Source organism: Bartonella grahamii ATCC 700132, assembly GCF_000518085.1.
Taxonomy (GTDB): domain Bacteria; phylum Pseudomonadota; class Alphaproteobacteria; order Rhizobiales; family Rhizobiaceae; genus Bartonella; species Bartonella grahamii.
This window is the reverse complement of the sequence record NZ_JACX01000038.1, coordinates 1-8,486: the sequence shown is the minus strand read 5'-3', so window position 1 is coordinate 8,486 and position 8,486 is coordinate 1. Positions and strand designations below refer to the sequence as shown.

Sequence of the window (8,486 nt, the reverse complement as noted above, 5' to 3'; positions counted from 1 at the left end):
AAAGAACAATCAAAGGAGGTCATTTCTCATCAAGTTTACAAGCGCATCTTTTGAAAATGAATAAAACCATACCAACCCTTGCATTGATTTTTGAACTTGTTGAAGGAGGGCGTTTTGAAATAGGCTTGCCTTCACTCCCTATGACATTGTGTTGATCACCCTATTTGTTAAGTCATGCAAAACTCATTGTAGAGCCTTGTGATCATTTACCAGATGGTTTTAGCTGCACAAGATGTTTATAAGCGTGATTGGAAGCTTTTAAAGGATAAAGGAATTATTCAACAAACTTTAGAGCTTTTATGCTGTTGCAACTATCTTCGTGAAATTTATGAAGACAAAAAACCCAAAAGGCAGTCGGCCTACAAAACGCTATGAATAGCCCACCTTGGTGAAAAATCATAGGACCACACAATAGAGAAATCTCTTTTGAGAGTTTTTCAAGCCAATCGCTCAAAGCTCTTTTTAGTGATATTCTCTTCATTGCTCTTTTTTCAAAGAAAATGATCAGAGTTCTTCTTACAAAGAGTTTTGTTGCTTTTGGAGAGTTATTCCAATGTTTATGTTATTTTTTAAATAATAAAAAACATTATATTTTAATATTTTTGTTTAGGATCTCGAGCTACTCTATGGAAATTTCTATTTTTGTAAAAAGTCCAAACGTGCAACAGTATGGTAAAATATATTTTTATGACATTGGTGATTATCTCTAGAGAAAAGAAAAACTTACGATAATAGAAGTCATTTGGGAGTATTGATGGTATTACGTGAATATCAGCTACAATATCATCTGGATTTATATTACTCGTAATTGGCATTTTGGATGCATGGCTCATTTGTTCTGCGAACTATTGGACTTGAATGTTTAATCTATAAGCCCAGTATTGATGGTATTAGAATAAACGCCATCTTAATTTGTAAGTTTAATCGAATGCAAATTGAGAACATTCGATATAATAACAAGCGTATGCTTCTTAGCTAGCCCCCTTTAAGTAAGATAATAAGGCCACCTGCTATACTGTTCTGATTGGGGTTGAGCTCAGCTTTATAATAAACATCAAGCTGAAATACCTATAATTCTTTCTCATCAAAAATCTTGAATAAAAAAGGCAAGTTGCTATTTAAATTACTGCTAATATCAAAAAAATCAAAGCCAATTTTGCCACCATCTTTGACACTTTTAGTATATAAGATTCCGATACATGAGACAAGCACCATATCGTTCTTCCATCGGTATGTCCTATATCTATTCACGAAACATAGCTGCTTCAGAGTGGGAAACACTATATATTTGTAGCAATTTCTTTTAATGTATTCATATCAAAATACAAATCCGATACCTTTCGGCAAAATTTATCAAGATAAATAAACAATTCATCAGAGAGATATATCTTTTTTTCTCGAATTCTCATTAAATCCTCAGTTTTATTATTTAACGGATGCGCTTCAAAATTACTTGCACGATTTCCTGCTAATTTGGTAGGCATATAATGATTTATGATGTTACAAAAACTACAATCTAAAGGGCCAGAAACATTACTTCCAACCATACCAACGTAGTTATTTTTATTCTCAAAACACTTATATAATTCTTTAATATTACTTGCAAATGGCTTATAGACAAAAGCATTATAGCCATATTCGTGAATTTTTTCATAACCACATTTCACGAATGTCTCATCAGCGATATTTAAGAAACCCAAATCTGGAATTTTTGAAGGAAATTTCATAGGCTGTTCTATTCCAAACAAATTATTCTTATCTATCCTATCAATAAAATAATTCCACTGCTCAAAATTAATACTTGCATTGAAATCAATAATAAATTTTACATTTTTGTTTTCATTAACAATTGCAATTGTATCATCCAAATACTGATTCGATGATTTCAATTTTATCAAATCGTAATTACGTATCTCATCATCAATAATTTCACCTATTCCTATCGTTTTAATAGATTTTATTAATCCAGAATTAATAATTTTAGCCATTTCAACTTTTTTAAAAAAATCTTCCAACCCAAAGAAATAGCTTAAAGAATTTGAAAAGTGTTTACTTTTATTTATTGATCTTTCATTTACAGATTTTATAAAATCGTCCGGCATTTCTCCGTGACTAGGTGACAATGGCAACTCCATAGCAAAGGGCGAAATAACTTTATCCCGAACAGTAAATAAAATTATCAGTTCTGTTTTTTCAACTAACACACCAGAAGAACTGTGAAAAGAATCCGATAATTTATATTTATTGGTGTAAACTCTGATGCGTATATCCATATTTTATCTCACAGCCAGAAAAAAAATCCCGTATCATATTTAACTGAAATGTATTCTCGTACTTTTTTCTATTTTCAAAATTAACTAAAATGAACTCGGGAGTAGCGATACATATTAGAGCTAACACTTCTGCCAAATCGAATCTCTCCGATAAAGTAATCGTCACACTATATGGTACGCTATATTTTTTCATACATTCTATGTTACGCACCCACTTTTGTTTATATTTTTTACTGTCTAGATTTCTTATCTCTGAAATAACATCTGTGCCTATTTGTATCCCTAAAAAGAACGGATTACTCTTTAATAGCTTCAAATATGGTTGAATATAGATATGCCCCCCTGTTGCAATCCGAAAATATTTTTTACAAATGAGACACATACAAGTATATTTATGAAGTAAATCATAATCGAGCTCAAAAGGCTCTCCACCAGAAAGAATAATAAAATCAGATTTTATGTCATTTATTGTATATAAAGATTCAGGCAACGCATCATCTCTCACCATACATTCCATCGAATACGGACAATGATTGCAGCCCGCACTGCAATTTTTATTACAAATTACAATATTATCGCCCATGAATTTTCTTATTCAAGTTCATATAATCCAATACTAATTGTTTCATGAAAATATTTTGGTATAGACAAAGATCAGAAATTTTTTTAGCCACAAACGCTTTTATCATTGGTAAAGCTTCATCCTTTGATATAGACAGCAAATGAGAAATATAGTCTATCCGTTCTTCTAAATTGAGAGATAATCTTGGACTGGTGAAAAATGTTAAGATATCCAATTCCGGACTGGCTTCTTGACATAAATCCCAATCCACTACCATAAAAGAACTATCAGGAGTAACAATGATATTATCAGGATGTAAATCTCCATGTGATAAGATTATATTCTTGCTTAATCGATCTTGAAAGATTTTATTGATTTGATCAATAATCGCCTTTTGATGTAGCAAGTCCATTTGGCTCAATACAGTACCCCGGATAAACTCCCATTCGATTACTTCATCGCAAAGTGTTATCAAATTTGGTGCAGGATAGAGACTTTGTCGAAAAGAGCCATCCTTGATGTTTTCATTAATGCACGATGCTTCTGGATAAATTTGCCCATAGCAAAACTCTTGATGCTTGCGTTTCAAGAAATGTTGTTTTGACGATTGTGCATTTTCAGGCTGTAACCAAATGATTTCTTTTTTTCTGACAAAAATAATTAAAGCAGACACCCCAAAAATCACAGCCATAATCACTGCCAACCACAAATTAGCTTGCCAGAATGTTGAAAAAACATGACCGTATAAAAAACTGAATGCAAAGGATACAACAGCTGTAATAATGGCTGTAAATGATAAAACAGTCGCGATAGCTTTGGGATCAATCAGTGAATTTATAAGAAGAGACGACAGATAAGATCGATAAGCAGATTTAAAAACACATAGAAGTAAAAATCCTAATATAAGAGCCGCAATGATTTGAAATGACATGAGAAAAAAAGCAATGGTTACCATACAACCAATCATTAAGACGGGAAAAATAGGATTTTGAAACTTTGAAAAATATTTCTGAAACAATATATTGGAACTTGCTGAAAAAAAATTCCCAATGATAAAAATAATCGAAACCAAAATAGCAGGTTGAAATGACAAAAAATCAGAAAATGCGATAGAAACAGTTCGATTATTAACCAAAATAGCAAAAGCTGAAACTGCACTTAAAAAAATAAGAGTGAAGCGATAAGGATTTTTGACTTCTTTACGGCTGGCGCACATAACTGTGAAAATACTCGGATGAGCGTTGATATGAAAACTATCTAATCCCTTCGTCAGTTTTGAAAACATAAAAATAGCAAAAATTAATGAAAGGACTTGAAAAATCACAGGCAATGCAGGATGCACATAATAAAGTATTCCCCCTAAAAAAATAAGTACCGTTGTCACACTATAGGTAACAGCAGCCACTTCGGACTTAACGGAAAACAGTGTGCGATGCTTTGGTACTACAGAAAAGAGTAAACTATCTTCCGCACCTGAGAAACAAGCGGCTGCTAATGTAATACACAACAAATAAGTGGCGTAAGCAAAATATGCATAATTCATAAAAAGAGCTAAAAAACCGCAAAGAAAGAAAAACAGCCCAGTATAAATAACGCGCTTACTTCCATAAACATCTGATAATAAACCCAAGGGGACTTCTAGGATCAAAGGAAGCAATAAAAAATAACTACCGATTAAAACAATATCCGCTTGCGACAAATGCAATTTTTCCGACAAAAAAAGTGGTAAAACAGCAACCACTAGAGCAGTAGACTTGCTAACACTATAAATCTTAAATTGCTTAACCTTATCCACAAAATACCTTCCCACGACATCCGCTACATGCGCCAGATTCTTTCAAAGATTTTAAAACGCTTTGAGCAGACCAATCTATTGCCTCATAATTTTGTAGATTCCCAAAAGCTTCTGAATAAAAGCAATTTTTTAAATCTCCATTATAGTCCAATACCAAGGATGAAAATGGAAATAAACACATTAACGGCGACGAAACGTACGTAGAATTTTCGCCTAAGTAATAATTAATACAATTTACAAAATTTTGTGACGTCCATGAGATTTTCCTTTCTTGGAACTTTTTATCTATATAAATCTGGAGGGGGGATTCTTTCCTTGATAATTCATCTCTCAAATGAAAAAGTGAGGCGTTTGGCGGAAGAATTTTGTTTCTTAAAGCCTTAGATCGATCCTTTGTATTATTTTTTCTAGAAAAACTAAATGACGACGTATCGAGCGGGCTGAATCCGATATAATCGACATCTTTGCTTATACAAAAATCGATAAAATTAATAATATTTTCTAGAATCTCTTTGGTAACTGTCGCTCTTATTCCTATACTTTGCAGAGGTTGAAGATTCTTAACTGTTTCAATGTTTTTCCACACACGATCAAATTTATTCGCCCCCCGTATATCATAATATCCCTGGACACTAGTCGAATCCATAGAAATAACAATTTCTTTTATGTCATACTGTGAAATCCATAAATTTTTATGCAATAAGATGCCATTGGTATTTAATTCAACAGGCAGACCTAGTTCATTTAACGTTAATAAAATATCTTTAAGCTTCGGATGCATTAAAGGTTCTCCCCCAGAAAGCATCACTGAGGCAGCTCCTTTTTCTTTCAACATTCTAAATAAGGGTATTAAACTTTCTGGAGTATGCCAATTTTTTTCCTTAATTTTCCAGCAATCGCACATGATACAAGGGCTATTGCAATTCTGGATAATATGTATAATAGGTGTTACAGGTACCCATAATTTTTTAAGATCAAAAATCGAATCTGACGTACTAATCAAGTTTTCCTTCTTTAAAAGAAAACCATTCTTTTCTAGTTCTCTTAACAAGATTGAAAAATCTGATGCTAAAATCTCTGTCTCTACATTAAGCTTTGCCGCAACAGTTTCAATTTTCTGATTCTGTAAAAAACTGAATCAATTAAAAATATAGCTGAATCATTAAGCACAATAGTCTGAAAATCATTTAATCTAGTTATGCTATTCTCGTCGAGATTAATACGAAACATCCCCCCCCCTCCTAAATTGTTTCTTAATAATACAATGGATAAGGGCGCTGCTGCACCCTTATACTGCTTTTTTATTTTTTTCTATCTCGCACCAATGGTTTATAACAAGTTAAAGTTGCACTATTCACAGTGCCAATCACCTGCGGTTTTTTATATGACATAATATCCTCCTCATATTGTTATTATGTACCTTATTTATATTCAAGGCATTGAAGTTTACAACTTTATAATTGTAAAGTCAATTTAACTGTAATACGTAATATTCAGTTTGGAAAACAAATTGGCCTATACCGGTATAAATCGAAAAACTCTTGTGCTCAGCTAATTTCCATTTTAATTATTAAGTTCATTCAAAAAGTATTATTCCTGATTTCAATGGCTATTTCACTTCAATCGCAATAAGAAATATGCAATGCTCTGCTTTATCAAGTAATTTTAAAAAGGTTTTTTTGGGCTGAAATAAAGAATAGTTGTTGCGTAAATCAGCTTCTCAGAAGAAAAATTTTTCAATTATTTTTCTGTTTTAATTGTAATTTTGTGAAATACTACTTGCGGTGAAATTACTTTTAAAAGAGGTTCTACTCGATGCCAAAATACAAACTTTTATTTCTTATTAAAGATACAATCATATTGATTTATAATGATAATCTAGCATTATTCATATTGAATTAGACCCTCGAATAACGCAAGATTCTCTCATTCCAAACCTGTTTATGTTGAATCAATCAAAACCACTCGCTTGCAGATAACAAGCGGGATGAGTGTGTGGATCAAATTTGTATAAGAAAGAACTAAAAATGGTTCTTATGAATCGTCTTAATACAAGGGCTGTCGCAACATTGGGGGCTGGCAAATAGTGTGATGGTGCCCGGCTTGCTTCTTCATAAGCGTAAAGATGGTGGTGCTCAATGGCTTTATCGTTTTACCATTCATGGGCGGTGCCGTGAAATGGGCTTGGGTGCCTTGAGAGATGTTTCTTTAAAACAAGCCCGTGAATTGGCAACTGGATGGCGCTCTGTTCTTCGTGAAGGTCGTGACCCCATTAAAGAACGCAATAAACAAAAGCGTGAGGCAATAAGTAATCTCCATTATTTAAAAGATATCGCGTTGGATGCTTTTGAAAGCCGTAAAGCTGAACTAAAAGGAGATGGTAAAGATGGGCGTTGGTTTTTACCCTTAAAACTCCATATTCTCCCCAAATTAGGTTGTCTCCCCGTTTCTGAGATTACACAAACAGAGATACGCGATACCCTTGCTCCTATTTGGCATACAAAAGCAGCAACAGCTGATAAAGCTCTTACCCGCCTTAATATTTGTCTCAAACATGCGGCTGCCTTGGGTTTGGATGTTGATTTACAAGCAACAGAAAAAGCACGCGCTCTTTTAGGTAAACAACGCCATAAAACGCAAAATTTTCCAGCTATGGATTGGAGAGATGTCCCTGCCTTTTATAAAACACTTTGCGAAGCATCAACCTTAACACAACTGGCTTTGCGTTTGCTTATTTTGACAGGCGTTCGTACCAATCCTTTGTGTCATATTCATAAAGATCAAGTTGATGGGGACATATGGATTATTCCTGCTGAGAATATGAAAGGTCGACGTGATACTACAGAAGAGTTTCGCGTCCCCTTATCATCAGAAGCATTAGAAATCTTAAAACAAGCACGCTTGCTTTCTCGCAATGATTTCTTCTTTTCTGCAACCTACTGACTATCTAGAACAGCGCCGTGTCTATATGGATAAATGGGCGGCGTATGTCACTGGTCAAACCTAAGATATGGGGGCAACACCCCATTATCTGTGGATAACTTTAGCTCTCTTTTCTCTCATTCTCTCTCAATAAGACTCATAAATTATCACATAAGAAATTGTATGATAAAATATTGTTTTCTATAAATAAAATACCTTCAAAAATAAACCAAAATGTGGTTAATAAATAGTTATGATTTGTTGCCATTTTTATCGTGAAAGGATTTTAGTATGACAGAAAATGATATTCTTTTAACAGATCGTGAAAGTGCAAAACTGCTTCATATGAGTGTTTCAACATTCCGGCGTCATGTAACCAATGGATCTTTACCAAAACCTTTAAAATTTGACTTTTTATCGCGTTGGTTACAAACAGATCTTTTGAATGTCATCGAGCAAGCAAAACAGCAACGTCAAAGTGACGCGGCATAAAAAAACTTGTCACGTAAGGACGGACAAGGCTTTCTCAAGCTCATCACCCTAGAGAGTGCACAATCTGTCCTATGACGCAACGTTATAGGATTTAAAATGATGTGTTCTTTTAAGAATGCGCAGGGCATTACACGTGCCTTGCATGGGGTTTGGCATGGGCGTTATGGAACTGCCCGTTGCCCTGCTCATGATGATAGGCTGCCTAGCTTATCCCTTGCCAATGGACATGATGCGCGTCTTTTACTCTATTGTTATGCTGGCTGCTCTTTTAGAGAGATCATACAAGCGCTCATTAGAATTGGCTTGCTGGGGAAACAAGCCTTTTTTGATAAAGCTTATGATCAGATGCTCTCTTTCTCAAAACAGATTTCTGCTGATTTCAAACGAGCAAAACAGAAAGCAGAAAGAGAGACAAGAAATTGAAGAGATACTTGAGACTTTA

Annotated in this window: 5 protein-coding genes and 3 pseudogenes; 4 read left to right on the top strand and 4 right to left on the bottom strand. The window is 34.0% G+C overall.

Going from position 1 to position 8,486, the window contains the following annotated elements; genetic code table 11:
* Window positions 1-379 (top strand): annotated as a pseudogene (locus U736_RS12905) (YfjI family protein); the annotation flags it as partial.
* Window positions 380-1,280: 901 nt separating this feature from the next.
* On the opposite strand, the gene U736_RS0108150 reads toward U736_RS12905, so the two are convergent.
* From U736_RS0108150 to U736_RS0108135, 4 genes are read right to left on the bottom strand one after another with little or no spacing between them, the layout of a single operon-like run.
* Window positions 1,281-2,273, bottom strand: a complete 993-nt coding sequence (locus U736_RS0108150; RefSeq protein ID WP_015856562.1) for a hypothetical protein — start codon at window positions 2,271-2,273, stop codon at window positions 1,281-1,283.
* Window positions 2,242-2,856 carry a radical SAM family protein gene (locus U736_RS0108145; protein ID WP_015856561.1) on the bottom strand — a complete coding sequence of 205 codons (615 nt, stop codon included), beginning with the start codon at window positions 2,854-2,856 and terminating at the stop codon, window positions 2,242-2,244. Before U736_RS0108145 ends, U736_RS0108150 begins: the two co-directional genes overlap by 32 nt.
* Window positions 2,846-4,630, bottom strand: a complete 1,785-nt coding sequence (locus U736_RS0108140; protein ID WP_026500619.1) for an MFS transporter — start codon at window positions 4,628-4,630, stop codon at window positions 2,846-2,848. Before U736_RS0108140 ends, U736_RS0108145 begins: the two co-directional genes overlap by 11 nt.
* Window positions 4,623-5,633, bottom strand: a complete 1,011-nt coding sequence (locus U736_RS0108135; protein WP_244596078.1) for a radical SAM protein — start codon at window positions 5,631-5,633, stop codon at window positions 4,623-4,625. The genes U736_RS0108140 and U736_RS0108135 overlap by 8 nt, the downstream gene beginning before the upstream one ends.
* 1,024 nt (window positions 5,634-6,657) lie before the next feature.
* On the opposite strand from U736_RS0108135, the pseudogene U736_RS11255 reads away from it, so the two are divergent.
* From U736_RS11255 to U736_RS0108120, 3 genes and pseudogenes are all read left to right on the top strand, one after another.
* Window positions 6,658-7,637, top strand: a pseudogene (locus tag U736_RS11255) (tyrosine-type recombinase/integrase).
* Window positions 7,638-7,843: 206 nt separating this feature from the next.
* Window positions 7,844-8,044: a helix-turn-helix transcriptional regulator gene (locus tag U736_RS0108125; RefSeq protein ID WP_015856558.1), complete on the top strand. Its 201-nt coding sequence runs from the start codon at window positions 7,844-7,846 to the stop codon at window positions 8,042-8,044.
* Window positions 8,045-8,140: 96 nt separating this feature from the next.
* Window positions 8,141-8,452: pseudogene (locus U736_RS0108120) on the top strand (virulence-associated protein E); the annotation flags it as partial.
* Window positions 8,453-8,486 lie beyond the last annotated feature (34 nt).